Origin of the sequence: Providencia sp. PROV033 (assembly GCF_028484855.1) — a bacterium.
GTDB lineage: Bacteria > Pseudomonadota > Gammaproteobacteria > Enterobacterales > Enterobacteriaceae > Providencia > Providencia alcalifaciens.
The window spans coordinates 1-17,326 of sequence record NZ_JAMPSW010000026.1 but is presented as its reverse complement, the minus strand read 5'-3'; the positions used below and the strand labels follow the sequence as shown (position 1 = coordinate 17,326).

18 protein-coding genes and 1 pseudogene are annotated in these 17,326 nt (G+C 40.9%); 12 read left to right on the top strand and 7 right to left on the bottom strand.

Going from position 1 to position 17,326, the window contains the following annotated elements; translation table 11 throughout:
• Window positions 1–15 precede the first annotated feature (15 nt).
• The 3 genes and pseudogenes from PSF16_RS06730 (at window position 16) to PSF16_RS06720 (ending at window position 1,483) form a co-directional block, all read left to right on the top strand.
• Window positions 16–431 (top strand): annotated as a pseudogene (locus PSF16_RS06730) (YybH family protein).
• Between the two features lie 164 nt (window positions 432–595).
• A complete protein-coding gene (locus PSF16_RS06725) occupies window positions 596–889 on the top strand; it encodes a zinc ribbon domain-containing protein (protein WP_272689005.1) in 294 nt (97 codons plus the stop codon).
• A 36-nt stretch (window positions 890–925) separates the two neighbouring features.
• Entirely contained in the window at window positions 926–1,483 is a 558-nt protein-coding gene (locus PSF16_RS06720; protein ID WP_006663327.1) for a class I SAM-dependent methyltransferase, read from the top strand.
• Between the two features lie 47 nt (window positions 1,484–1,530).
• Here PSF16_RS06720 and PSF16_RS06715 read toward each other — a convergent pair whose 3' ends face one another.
• A complete protein-coding gene (locus tag PSF16_RS06715; protein WP_036959812.1) occupies window positions 1,531–2,151 on the bottom strand; it encodes a flavin reductase family protein in 621 nt (206 codons plus the stop codon).
• Between the two features lie 698 nt (window positions 2,152–2,849).
• On the opposite strand from PSF16_RS06715, the gene PSF16_RS06710 reads away from it, so the two are divergent.
• The 9 genes from PSF16_RS06710 to PSF16_RS06670 all read left to right on the top strand — a co-directional run bounded on the left by PSF16_RS06710 (window position 2,850) and on the right by PSF16_RS06670 (window position 10,381).
• The gene (locus tag PSF16_RS06710) at window positions 2,850–3,191 is read left to right on the top strand and encodes a helix-turn-helix domain-containing protein (protein WP_154601045.1); all 342 of its coding nucleotides are present in this window, start codon (window positions 2,850–2,852) and stop codon (window positions 3,189–3,191) included.
• A 95-nt stretch (window positions 3,192–3,286) separates the two neighbouring features.
• Window positions 3,287–3,838 carry a fimbrial protein gene (locus PSF16_RS06705; RefSeq protein ID WP_006658272.1) on the top strand — a complete coding sequence of 184 codons (552 nt, stop codon included), beginning with the start codon at window positions 3,287–3,289 and terminating at the stop codon, window positions 3,836–3,838.
• Window positions 3,839–3,899: 61 nt separating this feature from the next.
• Window positions 3,900–4,481 carry a fimbrial protein gene (locus PSF16_RS06700; protein ID WP_006663324.1) on the top strand — a complete coding sequence of 194 codons (582 nt, stop codon included), beginning with the start codon at window positions 3,900–3,902 and terminating at the stop codon, window positions 4,479–4,481.
• 72 nt (window positions 4,482–4,553) lie between these two features.
• The gene (locus tag PSF16_RS06695; RefSeq protein WP_272689004.1) at window positions 4,554–7,058 is read left to right on the top strand and encodes a fimbria/pilus outer membrane usher protein; all 2,505 of its coding nucleotides are present in this window, start codon (window positions 4,554–4,556) and stop codon (window positions 7,056–7,058) included.
• A 37-nt stretch (window positions 7,059–7,095) separates the two neighbouring features.
• Entirely contained in the window at window positions 7,096–7,824 is a 729-nt protein-coding gene (locus PSF16_RS06690; RefSeq protein WP_006663322.1) for a fimbrial biogenesis chaperone, read from the top strand.
• A 30-nt stretch (window positions 7,825–7,854) separates the two neighbouring features.
• Window positions 7,855–8,247: a hypothetical protein gene (locus PSF16_RS06685; protein ID WP_006658276.1), complete on the top strand. Its 393-nt coding sequence runs from the start codon at window positions 7,855–7,857 to the stop codon at window positions 8,245–8,247.
• On the top strand, window positions 8,240–8,770 hold the full coding sequence (locus tag PSF16_RS06680; protein WP_006663321.1) for a fimbrial protein: 531 nt from the start codon (window positions 8,240–8,242) through the stop codon (window positions 8,768–8,770). Before PSF16_RS06685 ends, PSF16_RS06680 begins: the two co-directional genes overlap by 8 nt.
• Window positions 8,770–9,303 (top strand): fimbrial protein, encoded by a 534-nt coding sequence (locus tag PSF16_RS06675; protein ID WP_272689003.1) that lies wholly within the window; start codon window positions 8,770–8,772, stop codon window positions 9,301–9,303. The genes PSF16_RS06680 and PSF16_RS06675 overlap by 1 nt, the downstream gene beginning before the upstream one ends.
• A gap of 13 nt (window positions 9,304–9,316) precedes the next feature.
• Window positions 9,317–10,381 (top strand): adhesin, encoded by a 1,065-nt coding sequence (locus PSF16_RS06670; RefSeq protein WP_272689002.1) that lies wholly within the window; start codon window positions 9,317–9,319, stop codon window positions 10,379–10,381.
• 2 nt (window positions 10,382–10,383) lie between these two features.
• Here PSF16_RS06670 and PSF16_RS06665 read toward each other — a convergent pair whose 3' ends face one another.
• From PSF16_RS06665 to PSF16_RS06640, 6 genes are all read right to left on the bottom strand, one after another.
• Window positions 10,384–11,157, bottom strand: a complete 774-nt coding sequence (locus PSF16_RS06665; protein WP_272689001.1) for an AraC family transcriptional regulator — start codon at window positions 11,155–11,157, stop codon at window positions 10,384–10,386.
• Window positions 11,158–11,340: 183 nt separating this feature from the next.
• On the bottom strand, window positions 11,341–12,042 hold the full coding sequence (locus PSF16_RS06660; RefSeq protein WP_272689000.1) for a fimbrial biogenesis chaperone: 702 nt from the start codon (window positions 12,040–12,042) through the stop codon (window positions 11,341–11,343).
• Between the two features lie 12 nt (window positions 12,043–12,054).
• Complete coding sequence (locus PSF16_RS06655; RefSeq protein WP_272688999.1) at window positions 12,055–13,131, bottom strand: fimbrial protein; 1,077 nt, start codon at window positions 13,129–13,131, stop codon at window positions 12,055–12,057.
• Window positions 13,132–13,142: 11 nt separating this feature from the next.
• Window positions 13,143–15,650, bottom strand: a complete 2,508-nt coding sequence (locus tag PSF16_RS06650; protein ID WP_272688998.1) for a fimbria/pilus outer membrane usher protein — start codon at window positions 15,648–15,650, stop codon at window positions 13,143–13,145.
• Between the two features lie 14 nt (window positions 15,651–15,664).
• The gene (locus PSF16_RS06645; RefSeq protein ID WP_272688997.1) at window positions 15,665–16,357 is read right to left on the bottom strand and encodes a fimbrial biogenesis chaperone; all 693 of its coding nucleotides are present in this window, start codon (window positions 16,355–16,357) and stop codon (window positions 15,665–15,667) included.
• A gap of 52 nt (window positions 16,358–16,409) precedes the next feature.
• Window positions 16,410–17,003 (bottom strand): fimbrial protein, encoded by a 594-nt coding sequence (locus tag PSF16_RS06640; RefSeq protein ID WP_006663314.1) that lies wholly within the window; start codon window positions 17,001–17,003, stop codon window positions 16,410–16,412.
• Window positions 17,004–17,326: the final 323 nt, after the last annotated feature.

The following is a 17,326-nucleotide window of genomic DNA, read 5'->3' as shown; positions in this document are numbered from 1 at the left end:
CACAAGGAACTATCAATGAATCTTCTCGATAATACTCAAAAACATACCCAAGATCTTGAAGCCTTAATTGCCAGCGCAGATCGTGCAATCACAGAAGAAAATTTCAGTTATTTAATGAATTTCTATTCTGAAAATGGCGCATTAGTGGTGAAAGATGGCTTACATGTCCATGGAAAAGAGGACCTCCAGAAAGCCTTTTCTGCTATTGCAGAATTTTTTAATCATACTCTGCAAGTTTCCCAAGGTGCGGTGAAAGTCATTTTTGGTGAAGACTGCGCCTTAGTGCTCGCTGAGACTCTTTTAAGTGCACAAATGCAGGATGGCACCGAATTTAATACGGCGCGAGAAGCACCTACGTTTTTAAACTGATTGAAGGCAAGTGGTTATGCGTGATTGATAATTCCTATGGCACATCATTGCTAAAATCGTAAAGCTCAATCATGGCTGCTGAGTCTATTTTTGTTGGTATAGAACAGCGAAATTCAGTTTACGTAATCAATGGTTTTTTATTGTAATTATTGAGTTTTGCTGTTGTGTTTGAAGTTAGCTCTAAGGTTTATACTCGTGTGAAGAATAACTGTAGAGGATATCTTTTATGTCAATTTTCAGCTGGTTATTTAATCTCAGTAAACATCGCAGCGGCGCTAAACACGGTGGCCAATATCAAAATAATTCAAGGCATGGTAGCGATTCTAAGCACAATAACGGTGATAAGCACAATTACCGTGATAAACACAATTACCAAGATAAGCACGGGTATGGTGCAAAACTGGGGGAGGGGTATCAATACGGTGACCGCCAAAACGCGGAAGGAATAATCTGCCGACAATGCCGCAGTATCGTCAGCCTAAATGCGAAATTTTGCAGCGAGTGTGGAACGGCAACTTAGGAAAATAGAAAAGGTATTCCGAGTTCAGGAGGAAGCATGATTGCATCGTTTTTTTCTCAAAAAAATCATTACCAACTCTATATTAAAAATTTTATTGCATCACCCGCCTCGATGGGAACAGTGATGCCATCATCTCGCTGGTTATGCTATGCAATAGTTAGCAATATAGATTGGAGAAATTGCATAAAAATTGCAGAGATCGGTGCGGGTAATGGTGTAATGACGCGTTACATTGCAAATGAAATTCCTGAGAAATCGAGTTTGGAGCTCTATGAAATTAATCGTGATTTTATTGCTATTTTAAATCAAATTGACGATCCTAGAGTAACAGTTAAACCTTGCTCAGCTGAATATTTACGTGGCGATTATGATCTGATTATTTCAGGACTCCCTTTCTTGTCTCTACATAAAAAAACCAGTATGCGAATCTTGAAAAAGGTACGCCAAAGCTTGCTCAAGAATCACGGTAGGCTGGTGCTATTTCAGTATACCCAAGGTTGCGAGCGGTTATTTTCTCGTTATTTTTCATTTACAAAAGAGCGGGTATATCGAAATTTCCCACCTGCTTGGGTGTATACCTGCGTACCCAAATAATGGGTTTTAAGACCAGCGTAATATGTGCTGGTCTTAGCCTCTATTGATTATTTAGGGCGATACATTTCGAGCTTTTGTTGTTCTTCAATCCAATAATAATCAGCGGGTCCTCCTGCACGCATCAGCGGTTTTTGGCGTGCGCTGTTATACAGGCCTTGCTCCAAGGTCGCTTTATCAATATGCACCATGACCACTTCCCCCATGACCATCCATGTATCCAGTAAGCTACCATCTGCTCGTTTTAATTGCTGATATTCGGTGACAACACATTCTAGAGAGACGGGTGTTTGGGCAATACGTGGAGGAGTCACCAATGTGGATGGCAAAGTAGAAAGCTGCGTGAGGTCAAATTCACTTTCTCCATGGGGTAGCATGGCGCTGCTTAGGTTGATCTGCTGAGCTAATTCGAGGGTCGCAAGATTATAAACAAACTCTCCCGTTTCGATTGCATTAGTGACAGAATCTTTTTTTCCAACACTGGAAAAGACCAAAATAGGCGGAGAATAATTAAAGATATTGAAAAAACTATAAGGTGCAAGATTCGTTCTACCTTGCTTATCACATGTGGAAATCCAACCTATAGGGCGAGGAGCGATCAATGAGGGAATAGGATCGTGGGGAAGACCATGACCTTGTTGTGGTTGGTAGCTGTAAAATTGAGTTTGCATTATTGGCTCCTTTTTTCATTATCCTAACGGATTAATTTATTTCAGTTAATATTTAAAAATGAAAAATGCATCATTTGTATAGTTTTAGCATGATATGGATAAAATAGGTTTTTATGATTGATTGATTGATAGGTTTCGATTTCCTTTTAGTGCTCTTTTTTAAATTATATTTTAAATCTTATGGGTTGAATTTATGTAACGCATATAATGTGTAATTTTAGGTTGTTTTTTATTTTTAATTAAATATTGTATTTTTAATTTTGATATTTTTAATTAAAACGAAAGTTCTTTTTTGGGCGTTTTTTTAGTGTCATCATCAAAAATGAAAATAGTTTCTTTTTATTAAAGGTAATTGATGTTTTTTTACAGGTTTTAGTATGTTTAATTATTGGGTATTTAAATAGTTACATAATTATATAATACATATGTAATTATGTAACTATTTGATAAATATTAGTGTATTTAATTTTACCTAGGTTGAAGGTGATCAATAAACTTAATTTGATAGATATTAACTATTAAATAATATAATTTCGATCGATATAAACGTATTTACAGATTTATTTCTTGTATCTATATTTTAATAAATTAATTTCCTGCACTTTGGATATATCCATTTTTTATTTAACTATTTACTCAATGATATGGCTACCTTTGAGTAAATAAAATTAAAGCTATTTAAATTTGGTTTTAATATTATGAAAAACAAATATCGACTACGTGAAGAGGTTGGTTCATTTATTAGGGAGGCTAGGCTTAATTGTTCACTGACTGGTGAGGAATTAGGTAGGATGCTCCATATTAGTCAACAACAAATATCCCGATATGAACGTGGTATTACGAGTGTGAGCATTGAAACTCTTGATGCCATATTAAATAAATTAGGCAAAGATTGGTCTGACTTTTTTTTTAAAGTTATAGCCAATTATTCAGATGAAGTAGCAGAAATAAAACTACAAGATAATTTTTTATTTCAAGATAAAAAATCAAAATATTCATATTACGATAAATTGAAGTTCAGGGCATTACATGAGCTTTAATACCCAATAATGATATTTAACATGTTGTTATCTCCATTAATTATTTAATGGTGTTTTGTATTTCTCTCATCTTTAAACGAAAGGAAAGTCATTCTATGAAACTTAATCAGTTAGCAACCATGACGCTGCTGGCAGCATCGGCGACTTCTTTTGGTGTTATGGCGGAGAATACCGGTACGGTGAATTTTATCGGTACAGTTGTGACTTCGCCCTGCAATATTGCTCAGTCTTCTTTGAAGCAAACCATTGATTTTGGACAGCTTTCTCGTCGAGGCTTAGAGAATGGTCGCAATGCGGAGGTGGATTTTAATATTGAATTAACGGGATGTGATTTTTCAGATTACACCAAAGATGCCGCAGGAACACCTGCGGTAGTGAAAAGTATGGAGCTGGTTTTTACAGGGCAAAATTACGCGGATGCGGGTAATACCTTGCTCTCAACGTCTGCTGGCAATGCAAATAACGTGGGGATTGGTATTGATGGTTTTGAGTTTGGTAAAGCCAAAGATATTTTTTCCCGTATTATCAATAAGAAGGGTGATAACACTTTAACGTTCAAAGCATTAGCTAAAGCCATTGATACGAATAAAGATGTCGCTGAAGGTAAATTTAGTGCCGTAACTAACTTCCGCATTACTTACCAGTAAACATCTGAGTCTACCGCTGGCATTCGCTGGCGGTATTACGACTGAGTTGAGGGAGGAAACTGTGATTGTTTATCGATGGGTCACTCGCCAATTAGCACAATTGATAATGGTCAGTATTCTGGTATACCCAGTCATTTCAGGGGCTGAAAGCAAGAAAAAAATTGAGCTTAATGGAAGCGCAACTCTCAAAGGTATTGTGATTGCGACACCGTGTTCGGTTGTGATGCAAAATAGGTTCCAAACGATTGATTTCTCGCCGCTAGCTATCACGATGCTCGGGACTAAATTGCAACGTGAACAGCATAATCAACCTTTCATTCTTGAGTTAAGAGATTGTGGAAGTCTTTATTCTTCGCTTGATGTTAAAACGTGGTCTATTCGCTTTATGGGACAAACCGCGGAACACATTAATGGGTTTGTCTTGCAAGGAGCTTCACGAGGTCTTGGGGTTTCGGTACTGGATAATCGTTTAAATGCATTGGTGCCGGGTCAATATTATTCTTTGTCAGACAATGTGTTACTGCATGATAAATCAGAGAAAACGCTCTTTTTACAGTACTTTTTACGTTTGGAGCTGACAGGAGAACCGATCCAAGCGGGTAACTATCAAGGATTAATCCGCTTTTTCATCGATTATCAATAAATTGCAAATAAACATAATCTCGAAATTCCTTTCGAGAGGGGCACACTCGTCGCATTTGGGGTGGTATAGGGCATGATGTTCAAACATAGCAAACTAAGACTGGCGATTTTATTAGCGTTAAGTATGGGGATCGGAAATGCGCATGCTGCTGAATTTAATACAGATGTATTAGATGCTGAAGATATTAGTAACATTGATATGAGCCAATTCTCTGTCGCTGGATATGTTCCACCAGGTGATTATATCTTGACCGTCTTTGTGAATGGTCAACGCTTAGGGGAACCTCGAGATATTGCTGTTTTTGATGAGAAAAATACACAGAAAACGTTATCTCAACAGGTGTGTCTTGCACCTCAGTTGCTGGGATTAATGGGACTCAAAAAATCAGCAGAGGAAAAAGTCACACTGTTTCGCGATGACCAATGTTTGAATTTTTCTGCACTTTCAGGCGTTCAAACTAAAGTCGATTTACCCACAATGTCTCTGAAAATGACGATCCCGCAGATGTGGATGGAGTATCGAGATCCTTATTGGATCCCGCCTAAGTATTGGGAAGAAGGGATCAATGGTGCGTTTGTGGATTACAGCGCGAATGTGTCTGCAACAAAAGAAACCGAAGGGGATAAGCGTATTTATTTATCTGGCAATGGGACATCTGGGATCAATATTGGTGCTTGGCGTTTACGTGGAGACTTTAGCGGGACTTATCAAGAACAGCATGGTGGAGTCTATTCGCAAGAGAAACATAATTTTGATTTCAGTCGGTTATATGCATTTCGTTCATTGAAGGACTCCGCGGCACTGCTCACCTTAGGGGAGAACAATTTTTATTCAGATGTATTTGATTCTTGGCAGTATACGGGGATTGCCGTTGAAAGTGATGATCGCATGTTGCCGCCAAAACTGGTGGGGTATGCGCCTGAAATTATCGGAGTCGCAAAAACGAATGCCATTGTTATTGTGCGTAGTCAGGACCGAATTATTTCAGAAACTTCAGTACCACCGGGTCCATTTCGTATTCAAACCTTAGATAGTGGGATCCGTGGTGTGTTAGATGTGAAGGTGCGTGAAGAAAATGGGGAAGAGAACAAATTTAGCCTTAGTACGGCTTCATTACCTTATTTAACGCGCCCTGGACGGATAAATTATAAAGCTGCGGTGGGGAAAACACGTTATGACAATCGACATTTAACGGGAGATCCCGTCATTAGTGGTGAATTGTCATACGGTGTATCAAATGCGTGGTCGCTTTATGGTGGTACTCAGCTTAATGCGTATTATCAAAGCGCGGCATTAGGGATTGGTCGAGATCTGTTTTCTTTCGGGGCTGTTGCTGTAGATATTACGCAATCCTTTGCTGATTATTCTGATGATGACAAGGGGCACTTACAGGGGCGCTCTTATCGTTTTAATTATGCAAAGTCATTCGATGATTTACGAACAGATATTACCTTTGCAGGTTATCGTTTTGCAGACAAAGAATATCGCACGTTAATGCAGTATATGGATGAGGATCGAACGGGGCAGACACCTCGCGCAACCAAGGAAAACTACCAAGTTTATTTAAATAAATATTTTGATGATTTTAATCTGTCATTAAATTATCAGTACAGCACTTATTGGCAGGATGATCCTCAAACTCAATATGGTTTATATGCCAATACCAGCCTCAGTTTTCCATCTCTTTCTCAATACAACGGCAATATTGCACTTTCTGCGACGCGAACCGAGCGAAGTAATGGCTATGAAGATGATGCGATTAACCTGTATTTGACCATCCCGCTATACAGTGGGCATAGCCTCACGTTCTCCGAGCTGTATTCTCGCTCAAATAAACAGAACCAATATAACCATAATGTGGGGTATAGCGGTTATGGGGAGCGGGATAACTATAGCCTGACGATGGGATATAACCATGGTCAAGATATGGATAGCCAAACGAGTTTTAGTGGTTTTTATTCTCGTGACCTCTCAGATGCCAACGTCTCGGTTAATGGCAGCTATGTACCGCATCAATATCGTAGTGTTGGCGCCTCCATTAAGAGTGGGATAACGGTAACGGGTAAAGGAATTGCGTTACACCGTTCTGCGCATGGGGATACACGTCTTATGGTCGAAACCTCGGACATAAGTGGTGTTCCTCTGAATCAAGGGGTGACGAAAACGAACCGTTTTGGCTTAGCGGTGCTCCCAAATATGAACAGTTACCGTAAATCTACGGCTTCCATCAACACCAGCAAATTACCCGATGACATTGAAGCATTGAATGCAACCAGCGATATCACATTGACGAAAGGTGCTATTGGCTATCGCAGCTTCCCTGTTATGAAAGGCGAAAAATTGTTCTCAGTGATTACGTTACAAAATGGCAAAAATCCACCTTTTGGTGCCAGTGTACGTAATGAGGCAAATCAAGAGTTAGGAATTGTGGGGGAGGATGGCGTGACGTGGCTGGCTGGCGTCGTAAGACAAGAGCCTTTATGGGTCTATTGGCACAGCCAAAAACAGTGCCAGTTAACTTTGCCTGACTCGTTAAACACCACGTCGTCAATGCTGTTATTGCCATGTGAAAAATAACGGAATATTTCATCGTACCTATCTTATGAGGTTGATTATGTTTAATTTTAAATCAATTTATGCTGCATTGATAAGCTTGCTAATGATTATGTCACAGGCTTCCTACGGTGCAGTGACACTGGATCGAACGCGCATTGTTTTCCCGGGAAATGAAAAATCGATTAATGTGCGTATTTCCAATGATAACCCTGAGGAGGCGTATTTAGCGCAAAGTTGGATTGAAGATTTACAAGGCAAGAAACTTACCCAGGGCGCTATTCTTGCGACTCCACCATTACAACGTGTGGAAGCCAATAGCCACAGTTTGGTACGCTTGAGTAAAACACCTTTATTGAGCCAGCTACCTGATGATAGAGAATCGGTTTTCTATTTTAATCTGCGGGAAGTCCCACCAAAATCTACCGAAGAAAATACTCTGCAAATTGCGCTCCAGTCACGGGTGAAATTGTTCTATCGCCCTGAAAAAATTCTAGAGATGTCCCAGACGAAATGGGCTCATAACATCACTTTACTGAAAACGGCGAAAGGCTACCGTTTGAATAACACCACCCCCTTTAATTTAACGGTGATTGGCATTGGTAATAGTAAAAAACAGTCGGAAGAGAGCTCATTCGAAGTCGTCATGGTGGCACCAAAATCCACTTTTGATATCACCACGCATTCACTCACAACACCGTATCTGACCTACATCAATGACTATGGTGGTAAGCCAACATTGGCATTTCGTTGCAAAGGAGACACCTGCACCGTCTCTGGAGAACAGTAATTTTACGAAGACATTGAGGGGGAAAATCGGATGAAAATGATCCGGCTAGGATGCGCAATTATCACCATGGCAATGACGACGGGGGCGCTAGGCGATAAATTTTTAGGCAGTGTGCCACCCACTGAATCACATTATGAATCCCCCCACATGGGGTGGTTTTTGGTTAATGCCACGTTATTTAATGCGCCATGCAGCTTAGCAGTAAAGGAGAAGCCCGTATTGACTCAATGCGGTGCTGGCTCAGCATTCAGTGAAAGCGACAGTGGAGCAAAAACACCCGCAATGTTGTTAGTGGTGGATGCGGCGACAGGGAAAAGAGTGGTTCATTCCTCTGTTAACTTGGTGAATGGGAATAATACAGTGCAGCTACCGAATACCATCGATCCAGCTCATTTACTGAGATTGGAGGTGAGCTATGAATAAGCTAACACTATTTTGGTGGTTACTTGCGCCGCTTTTTTGGAGCCTTTCTGGACGAGGATATGCCCAGTTTTTGGATGTGGAGTTTAGCGGTGAATTGGTTCATTTGTCTTGCAAAGTCAGTGCGGGTTCAGTGAAAAAAGAGATTCAGCTTGAGGCGTTACGCATGCAGTCTCTCAATCAAGGAGATGTGAGCGAAATAACACCGTTCTCCATTGAAATTGACCATTGCCAGCAATCAGACATGGGGAAGTTAATCAAAATGACGTGGCATGGAACGCAGTTAGTGGATATTGATGGGCATAGTTACCTTATTACTCAAGGTGATAGCGATGTGGTGCTCGGTCTAGTGGACGGCGAAGGTAAACCGATTATTTGGGATGAACCCATTGATGTGGGGCATGTATCAGTGGTGAAAGATGAGCAGTCTCTATTATTTGGCGTTGTGGCGCGTAAGCCCCCATTTGGTTACGTCAATGCAGGGAATTTTTCTGGTTGGGTTACTTTTTCCGTGGAGTATGAATAGTGAAACAAATCAATAAAGTAAAAAACTATTGGTGTGGTTTGCTGTTACTCATTTCACCAATAGTTTATGGGGATGTTTTAGTGAATGTCGCTGCGACGATGGTGGATCCGGCTTGTCATGTTCGTAGTGAAGATGGCAGCTCTCCGCTGCAAATTAATTTTGGTGTGGTTGAAATCAATAGCGCTCCTGAGGTTTCGTTAACCAAAGATTTTCCCGTGTATATCAGTGGATGCTCAGGGAGAAAAACGCTGTCAGTGTTACTCAACCCGAAAGGCTACGGAACAGAGGAGTATCTCGGTAGACATATTTTGTCAACCAGTGCGAAAGGGCTGGGGATCCATTTTCTTGATGTCACTGATGGGCAAGCGATTCCTTTAGAATTAAATCAATTACAGGCGCTCACCCCTCAGCCCATAAGTACGACCGAACACCGGATTGACCTACAAGCACAGTTGGTGAATACACGACCATTAAACCAGCTCCCTGCAGGGAGATTCACATCTGCAATGATGATTTCAGTCACTTATAACTAGTGGGAAAACCAATATGTTGAAGATTAGGCTCATAGCATGGGCATGTAGTTTGGTTGGTGGGCTTATATTGTCAATGATGGCGAAAGCGGATTATGCCGCACAAATCATTGATCCCAATGGCGGTTATACCATACGGGTGAATAACAACAGTACACTGGCGGATCACCCTGACGTCGGCTCTGATGGTCAAAACTACTACCAAGTTGGTGAACCCTTTGTCATCGATAGCAACCGTGCTGAACCTAAAGGTTTGGTTAAGTGTATTGGGCGACGTTGGGGAAGTACCAGTACACAAATTTTGCCTTCAAATGCTTTTCATCGGCTATTTATGTATGTGCCTGAAACGGGGTTTTCTCTCGGAGGACTCAAAGCTTATCGGCTAAATGCCAACTTAGTCATGACAGTAGAAGCTGACATGATGGAATGGACCAACCGAAGCTCTGGAGTTTGTTCAATGGCGAGTGAGGAGACTGTATTTGATGTTCCAAGGTTTGATAACCATTTTCCTATCACGATGACGTTTTATATTAAAGAGCAGATTATTGATGGGCAGCTAGTGATTAGTGAAATGCCCTTAGCAGGCTATGTACGGGCATTTACGAATCCAAAAGTGGCACCGCCTTATGATAGTTGGTCACTCAATGAATCTTCAGTTCCCCTACGACTAGCTGCATCACAAATTAATATTGGTGCAAAGTGTTCTACCAGTACCAGCAGTGGAGAAAAAAGTGTATTGAATTTACGCCATGGGCAATTAAACAGCCTGCAATATGACAACCGTGCTAGCGGTCAAGTCACTTATCATTGTCTCTTTCAATCCTCCACAAAAGTGCGTTTACGTTTGGATTACACACAAGATGACGATCCACAAAAGCGTTTACCTATGACGAATGGGGATAACGATACGATCTACAGCGAATTGGTGATCACCGATCTTGAAACAGGGCAATCTGGTAAAGAAATCAAAGCCGAAATTCACAGTATGAAAGAGTTTGAAATTAGTAGTCACCTGCAGGGAGAAAATGCGCAAGCCGGTGATTATCAAGGATCCGCGTGGCTAATCGCCACACTGGATTAGCGCTATTGCTCAATACGTTGAATAAAGCTTGAGGGAGACTGTCCTAACCATTTTTTGAACATAGTCGAGAAGGATCCTACATTGCTATAGCCCAGATCGAATGCCACTTCCGTGATCGACTTACCCGCTGAGATCCGGCTAATTGCATTGAGTAAACAGGCTTGTTGTCGCCAGTCAGAGAACGACAAGCCTGTTTGCGCCCCAAAAAATCGGCTAAACGAGCGCTCACTTTTATGTAATTTTGCTGCCCAATCTTGGGGTAGTGAGGTTATTTGCGGTGATTTTAAAAACGCTTTGCATAAGGTCGCGAGGCTTTCATCACGAGGAATTGGTGCGAAAAATGGTAAGGGTTCCGCCCGAGCCACTTCATGGAGAATCAACAGCATCAGCACGCCATCGCGCCCAGTGAGATCATATTCCAGCGGAACATCAACCGCTTCAAGGAGCAATTGACGCAATAGCGGTGTGACGCGTAGGACTTCACACTTATTACTGTTACGGGGCGCGGCAGCAGGCTCGATATATAAACTGCGGGTGCTGACATTTAGCATACGCGTTTCATGAGCGGTATTTTGAGGGATCCACACGCCGCTATCGGGAGGGATCACCCATTCACCATCTTCAGTGCTCACCTCAATTAATCCAGTGGCACCATATAGAAACTGTGCGCGTCGATGCTTGTGGGAATTCAATAGCACATTGGGTAGGTAGTCGGTACCGAGTGCTAAAACATCGCGTGGAACGTGATCAATAGTATTAAGTGGAATATTTCTCATTGGTTGTGTTCTTGTCGAAATCGCGATGGCTGAAATTCAAATATTCATCATTATTTTTCGAATATAGGCAATTTTTATTGATATAACCACATGTTTTACGTGGTTGGCTGAAATTCCAATGCCTTTGGCGGTTTTTCAAAAGTTGGCTCAGTAGGAAATGTTTACCCTAACTCGGCTCGGTACCTAATTGATGCTCATTGTATGGTTTACGAGGCTACCTTGATCATTGATATACACCGCAATAAGTTTACCATTTTGCCGATGACTCCCTTCTAGCTTTTCGGTTGAATACGGTGGGATCATAACGCTTTTCGCGATGGGGGTATTTTGGCTATTTTCATAATAGAGCTGTGAAATATTCAAAAAATAAGGGGTAGGATTTTTAATTGAAAGCTGATTCTCGGAATGTGAGGCACTCACGTTATTGATAAATGACTCTACGCCACTGGCAAGCGCTGCGGGTCGATAAAAAACTTTGATACGAATTTGTAGCGCTAACTGAATAATATTCATGCCTTCTTTGTTTTGAGGTTTTGGCGAGATATCAAGTACATTCAGGTAAAAAACAGATTCTCTATCTTGCGGTAAATTCCCACCAATAAATCGAATCCGTAATTGCGCGCCATCATGAGCGGCGATTTTGGTCACCGGCGGCGTCACAATAAACGGCGCCTCTGTTGTTTCAGGGGTGGAATGGATATTGCCCTCATCAACCCAACTCTGTACTAAGCTTGCTTGTTCACTGTCATTAATGGTTTGAATATTGGCAGATTTTTGGTCGCTTAAGTAAATCAAACGCGTTTTTTTGAGTATTAAGCTCGCGTGCGTCTGTGAGCTGAGAAGGAGCAACATTAAACTGTAAATAATCCCTTGAATATGTCGCATTTTTTCATCCTTCTAATTATAAGACATGACCACCGTTGCGGTGCTGGATACAGGGCCTTGCGTCACGATAGCAGGGGTATAAGGGTAATAGTAAGCCCCCATGTTGAGGGTAAATGATGGGGAAATAGGACTCCCTTTTGCCACAGTGAAAATAGACGTTGCGGTATTTTGTGCAGCCACGCTATCGGAGAGGGTAATTGGGTTGGTGGGATTACTTGCAGTGACCAATCGGAAACCTACACCTGCGGCGCCTTGGCTGGCAGTATTATTCATGGTGGTTTTATCTGTTGCGAGTAAGCTGCTGCTGGATAAGAAAATCTTGATGTCCCTTGATGCATTACCTCCTGCCAGAAAATCTTGACAGGTAAAATTGAGATTAAAGGGCGTATAACCCGCGCGTGTTGCTGATTTGACGGTACTGATACTGACGGGGGGCAGAGTCACCACTAACCCTTGGTTAGCAAAGTTACACGTGGTGGTGATTGGGTTATAGGTGACTTGAACGGGTTGTAAGTAAATATCATCAGGTTGAGTGGTCCAATTGAGTCCAAGCAAAAACGCGAGGAGTCTGGTCACCACATCAATAAGCCATTGTACAAGACCTAAAGTGGATGCATCCGAAGCAAAAACAACGGGGTTAATGGTTATACTGCTTCCTGCAATTTCAACATAATTTGAGCTCGGTTTGACGGTCACAAGGGTAAATTGTATGGTGAAATTTACATTGAGTTCATTGGCATTGTGAGAACCGACAGATAGGTTTGACACATTGTTTTTTTCTAATTTGGTGACGGTCACTTCGACTAATTGTTTACCTCCATTAAATCCCACCGTTGCTTTGCGACCTTGAAATGGTGAGGCAATACCAACGACATTAGGGAGTAGTCCATTATTGGTACAAGTAAATGTCCCGGAAAATATGGTTCGAGAGTCTTTGGCCACGACAGTCGATGAGTTGCTTAAATCGTTTGATATATCAAACGTAATCGGGGACGCCGTGACTGTTGTCGCTTGTCGACAGTTCGCAGAGGCATACTGGCTGACGGCAAGTAAACTGGAAAATAATAATGCCAATGTGGTTTTTTTCATTGGATGTTCCTTTATTGACAGCGGTTTTTACCTTTATCCATCGTGTTAATTGGTTGATGAATGACGCACTCTTTTTCCCCTTTCAGCTTGATGTGTAAGGCTGAAGGTAGTTGTTCACTCTTAAGGTACCGCACGCCAGATTGCCCTACATATCCAATGTTTTGCTGCTGTGGATCGACGACTTCTGTCCCGAATGGCAGGCTATGACCATCTGTTTTTTCACCACGTAAAATAAAGGTTTGTCGAGTGTCTGTTTCTAACTTGATGTAGTTAACTGCGCCTTGGTACGGGCTGATGTTTGCCATATTTCCGAGCACTTCAGCGCCAGCCGTGTTTTCGGTATCAGACAGGGTATAAGAGTTAGCGCGATAAGGGGTGCTGTTGGTCACGAGCACCACACCGCGCTGATTGGTTAGCGTGGTTTTATCGTCATTGACCATCATATTATTAGCCATTGGGGCATCAATGATGGTGTAGGTATCCCCGGTATCACCCGATAAGGCGATATGGTTAGGGATAGCAACCAAGGTACCTCGGGCACCTAACCCTGCCTGACGATAATCATTCGCTTCGGTGTAAGAACCGGATAATGTGGTGTAAGGGTGTTTATAGGTAATATTTCCACCGAGGACATTGTTACCCCCAGACTGATTCGTGCCTGTCACGGTGTAATTAATTTGGTTATCTTTCCCCGCGATGCCACTGACACTCATGGCAGTTTGTTCATAGTGAGAATCAGTAAAATAGCTGCCTAAGCTCACGTTAGCGCGTTTTTCGAATAGGCTAATGGGAACGCTGATATTCATATAAACGCGGGTTTCTTCTTTATTATCATAATTACGCACCCGTGATACAGATACGTTGTAGGAAATGTCGTTGTAGTTGTTGGCATAACCAACTTGATATTCTCGGCTACTGCCGTGAGTATTCCAGTAATCACGATGGGTTCCAGAAACAAAAACAGAGCCATAATTGTCGCCAAGTTGCTGATTCAAGTTAACGGTGAAGGTATTTTTCGCCCGTGAGCCTCGTAAGGCATCGAAGTTACTTAGCGAGAGATCGGAATTGTTATTATTATTGCCAATTTGGTTGGTATTTTCGTCTTGATATCGCTGCCAGGCTTTATAGTTATCATGAGAATAAATTGAATCGACAAAGCTATAGTAGCCGCTAGTGGAATAGCGGTATGTGGCGAGCGTTAAACTGGTCGAAGTGGCATCAATAAATTTACTGTAGGTTAAACGATAGCTTTGACCACTCTTATCTCCACTATCCAATTTAGTTTTGGCATGAGTGACGTCTGCGGAGATAGCACCAAAGCGAAAGTTCCAACCACTTCCAATGACGGCGGAATAATATTTCTCACTGAGTAGAGCGCCGGAATAGAGCGTCACTAAGTTATTCAAGCCGTAATGATATTCACCTTGAATAAATTTAGGTTGGTATGAGGTATTGTCGATTTTTGCTTGCCCAGCAAGAATGTTATAGTTGGAAACACCCTCTTTAAGCATGTCGGGTACGGCGGAGTAGGGAACAGAGAATGATTCTTTTCGACCATCCGCTTCTTGTATTACCACCAATAAATCACCGCTTCCCGCGCTAGGCTGAATATCGTTAAATGCGAATTCACCTGGCGGCACGTTTTCTTGATAGACCAAATACCCATTTTGATAAACGCTGACTAAGGCGTTGGTTTGTGCGACGCCCCGAATAATCGGCACAAAGTTTTGGTTTGAGTTTGGCAACATACCCACTTCCGTTGCGAGCATTATTCCTCGCATACGGATGCTATTAAATAGCGCCGTTGGTGTATAAAAATCGCCAGCCTTCAGCCCTGAGTTAATCTGGCTGATTGGGCGGTATACATAGCGGGTGTTATTGCGCCATTTTTGCGAGCCATGGGATGAATAGCGATAACTGGATTCATCACGAAATTGCCATGCACCTAAATTGACACCCGAGTTGAGGGTGGCATAGAAATTCTCATTATTTCTCTTTTCGTGTTTCTTCTCTTTATAAGTGTAATAGTTTGTATTATAAGCAAAAATAATGGCTGGCACGCCATGTTGCCACAAGCTGGGATCGACATAACCAGATTCAGATTGTTTAATCGACACTTGTGGAACTGTAATGTTTAGTCGTAATTCGCTGATTTTAAATTGGTAATGTAAATTGGGTGCCAGTGAGCTGAGTTGAACATATGCGTTATCTTCAGTCTGATCTGTTTGGTTAGGTGTGGTTTTTAAACCGAGCTTAGGGACATCACTTTGCGCAATGCTGATTTGCTTACCATTATCTTCAACATTGATGTCAAACTGTCCTTTCCAAACCTGATTAACATAGATGTCCGCAAGTTGTTTGCCCGCTGGAATTTGTCCATCCGAATAGAAACGAGAAATATCTCCTTTTGCAGATTCACCCACCAAAAGGGAGGTATCGAATTCATCTGCAAATGCATTTTTTAGATAAGTCTGTAGCCCTATTAAAATAAGGATGTAGAGATAATGTTCTTTTTTCATGATGGTTTCTTCTGTTAAAGCTGAAGGTTTTTAGATTTGAAAACACCATAGTCATCAACATAAGTCAGAATAAGATTGTTACCTTTTAACTGCTTTTTTAACGGCAGTGTTTTGGATGTGTGGGGTGGAACCATCTCTGAATCAACAAGCGTTGTTTTTTTATCTTCAGGCGTTGTAATAGCAGCAATTGTAAAGTGGTATTGGGAATTATTATTCACGACAATACCGTTATTATTTAGCTGGTAATTAATATTGTCCGTGATATTTTCAGGTGATTCAGTTAATCCCTTAGGTCGATAAAATAATTTTATTCTTGAACGCGCCGCTAATTGAATGACATTTTTCCCTTTCATTGAATCTGGCGCTTTAGGAATATCTAGGACATTTAAATAAAAAATACTTTCAACATTATCTGGAAGTTTTCTATCTGTTTTTTTAATTTTTAATTGTTGACCTTGAAAACCCTCTATTTTGATAATAGGAGGATAAAGATAAAACGGTGCATCTGAATTTTCAGGTGTTGAGTTTATATTGCCATCATCAATCCAAGATTGAACTAATGACGGTGTTTTACTGTTATTAGTTAATTGCACGGACATGCTTTGTGCATCTTCAGGATATATAATTCTTGTTCCTGTAATAATAACGTTTGAAAATGTTTCTTTAGAAAATAATAAAAGAAGTAAGAATAATAATTTTATTTTCATAATAAATTCTCACTAAAAGCTAGGTTCAGAGGAACCTAGCTTGAGTTTATTGTTATAGATATGAAACGGTATAAACAACGTTTGATTGCAGCGCACCGACAGATGCGGCAGTCGCATTTGTTTTGTAGTAGCTAGCAATTAAGTTCAATGTTGCACCCGCAGCTGAAGTGGTATTGGCTGCGGTTAACTGAGTATCAAAGGTCGTATTTAATGGAATAGCAACGGTTGGTGATCCCGTCTGTGACAAGCTAAAGCCCACGTTACGAGCAACGGCCGGATCATTTTCGTTCACTGTTGTATTCATTAAATACAGGCCTGAAGGCGAAATATTACTTGAAGAGAAGTGAAGTTTTAATGTCCCTGCTGGCGTACCTCCACCAACAATTGCACAGTTTGAAAAGGTAAGCCCAAAGGCTTTTTGGTTTTTTGTAATAACTGTACTTGCCGTTGTTCCTGCATCAGAAGATATAATCGGATCTAAAGCAATCGACATATCAGCGCTGTTATTACCATTAATCGTACAGGTAGTATCACTAATTGCACCGGAGAAAGAAATAATACCTCCAGGGCTATTTGTGGCAGCAATTACTGAGCCAGATAACACGGATAAGGACAGTATTGATAGAGAAAGTATATGTCTAGGCATAATTAACCCCATCGAGGTTCTCGATTAATTAAAATAAGTGATTTTTTTTGGCGAGTCAGAATTGACTGGCTTTTTAAGCTTAGACAAGGTTTAAAGATCTTCAAGATATGTAAAGTGGAATTCTTTGGTTTATAAAACCAATGATTTTAAATTTTTAGATTAAAAAAACTGAATTTTTTATTTTTAATTATCTTATATACTGTTTTTTGCTTATGATGAGTGATGTTGCTTAGTTAAGTATAGATAATATAAGGAAGATTTTATTTCTTGTTTTTTTATTTTATTTTTATTCTGGCATTTTTTGTTTTTATTTATCTTTAATA

Bases quoted from the DNA above. Each gene is read 5' to 3' on its own strand.
- PSF16_RS06645 (WP_272688997.1), bottom strand. From the start codon at position 16,357: ATGAAAATAAAATTATTATTCTTACTTCTTTTATTATTTTCTAAAGAA.
- PSF16_RS06690 (WP_006663322.1), top strand. From the start codon at position 7,096: ATGTTTAATTTTAAATCAATTTATGCTGCATTGATAAGCTTGCTAATG.
- PSF16_RS06670 (WP_272689002.1), top strand. From the start codon at position 9,317: ATGTTGAAGATTAGGCTCATAGCATGGGCATGTAGTTTGGTTGGTGGG.
- PSF16_RS06655 (WP_272688999.1), bottom strand. From the start codon at position 13,131: ATGAAAAAAACCACATTGGCATTATTATTTTCCAGTTTACTTGCCGTC.
- PSF16_RS06705 (WP_006658272.1), top strand. From the start codon at position 3,287: ATGAAACTTAATCAGTTAGCAACCATGACGCTGCTGGCAGCATCGGCG.
- PSF16_RS06665 (WP_272689001.1), bottom strand. From the start codon at position 11,157: ATGAGAAATATTCCACTTAATACTATTGATCACGTTCCACGCGATGTT.
- PSF16_RS06660 (WP_272689000.1), bottom strand. From the start codon at position 12,042: ATGCGACATATTCAAGGGATTATTTACAGTTTAATGTTGCTCCTTCTC.
- PSF16_RS06640 (WP_006663314.1), bottom strand. From the start codon at position 17,003: ATGCCTAGACATATACTTTCTCTATCAATACTGTCCTTATCCGTGTTA.
- PSF16_RS06725 (WP_272689005.1), top strand. From the start codon at position 596: ATGTCAATTTTCAGCTGGTTATTTAATCTCAGTAAACATCGCAGCGGC.
- PSF16_RS06695 (WP_272689004.1), top strand. From the start codon at position 4,554: ATGATGTTCAAACATAGCAAACTAAGACTGGCGATTTTATTAGCGTTA.
- PSF16_RS06720 (WP_006663327.1), top strand. From the start codon at position 926: ATGATTGCATCGTTTTTTTCTCAAAAAAATCATTACCAACTCTATATT.
- PSF16_RS06650 (WP_272688998.1), bottom strand. From the start codon at position 15,650: ATGAAAAAAGAACATTATCTCTACATCCTTATTTTAATAGGGCTACAG.
- PSF16_RS06685 (WP_006658276.1), top strand. From the start codon at position 7,855: ATGAAAATGATCCGGCTAGGATGCGCAATTATCACCATGGCAATGACG.
- PSF16_RS06715 (WP_036959812.1), bottom strand. From the start codon at position 2,151: ATGCAAACTCAATTTTACAGCTACCAACCACAACAAGGTCATGGTCTT.
- PSF16_RS06710 (WP_154601045.1), top strand. From the start codon at position 2,850: ATGAAAAACAAATATCGACTACGTGAAGAGGTTGGTTCATTTATTAGG.
- PSF16_RS06680 (WP_006663321.1), top strand. From the start codon at position 8,240: ATGAATAAGCTAACACTATTTTGGTGGTTACTTGCGCCGCTTTTTTGG.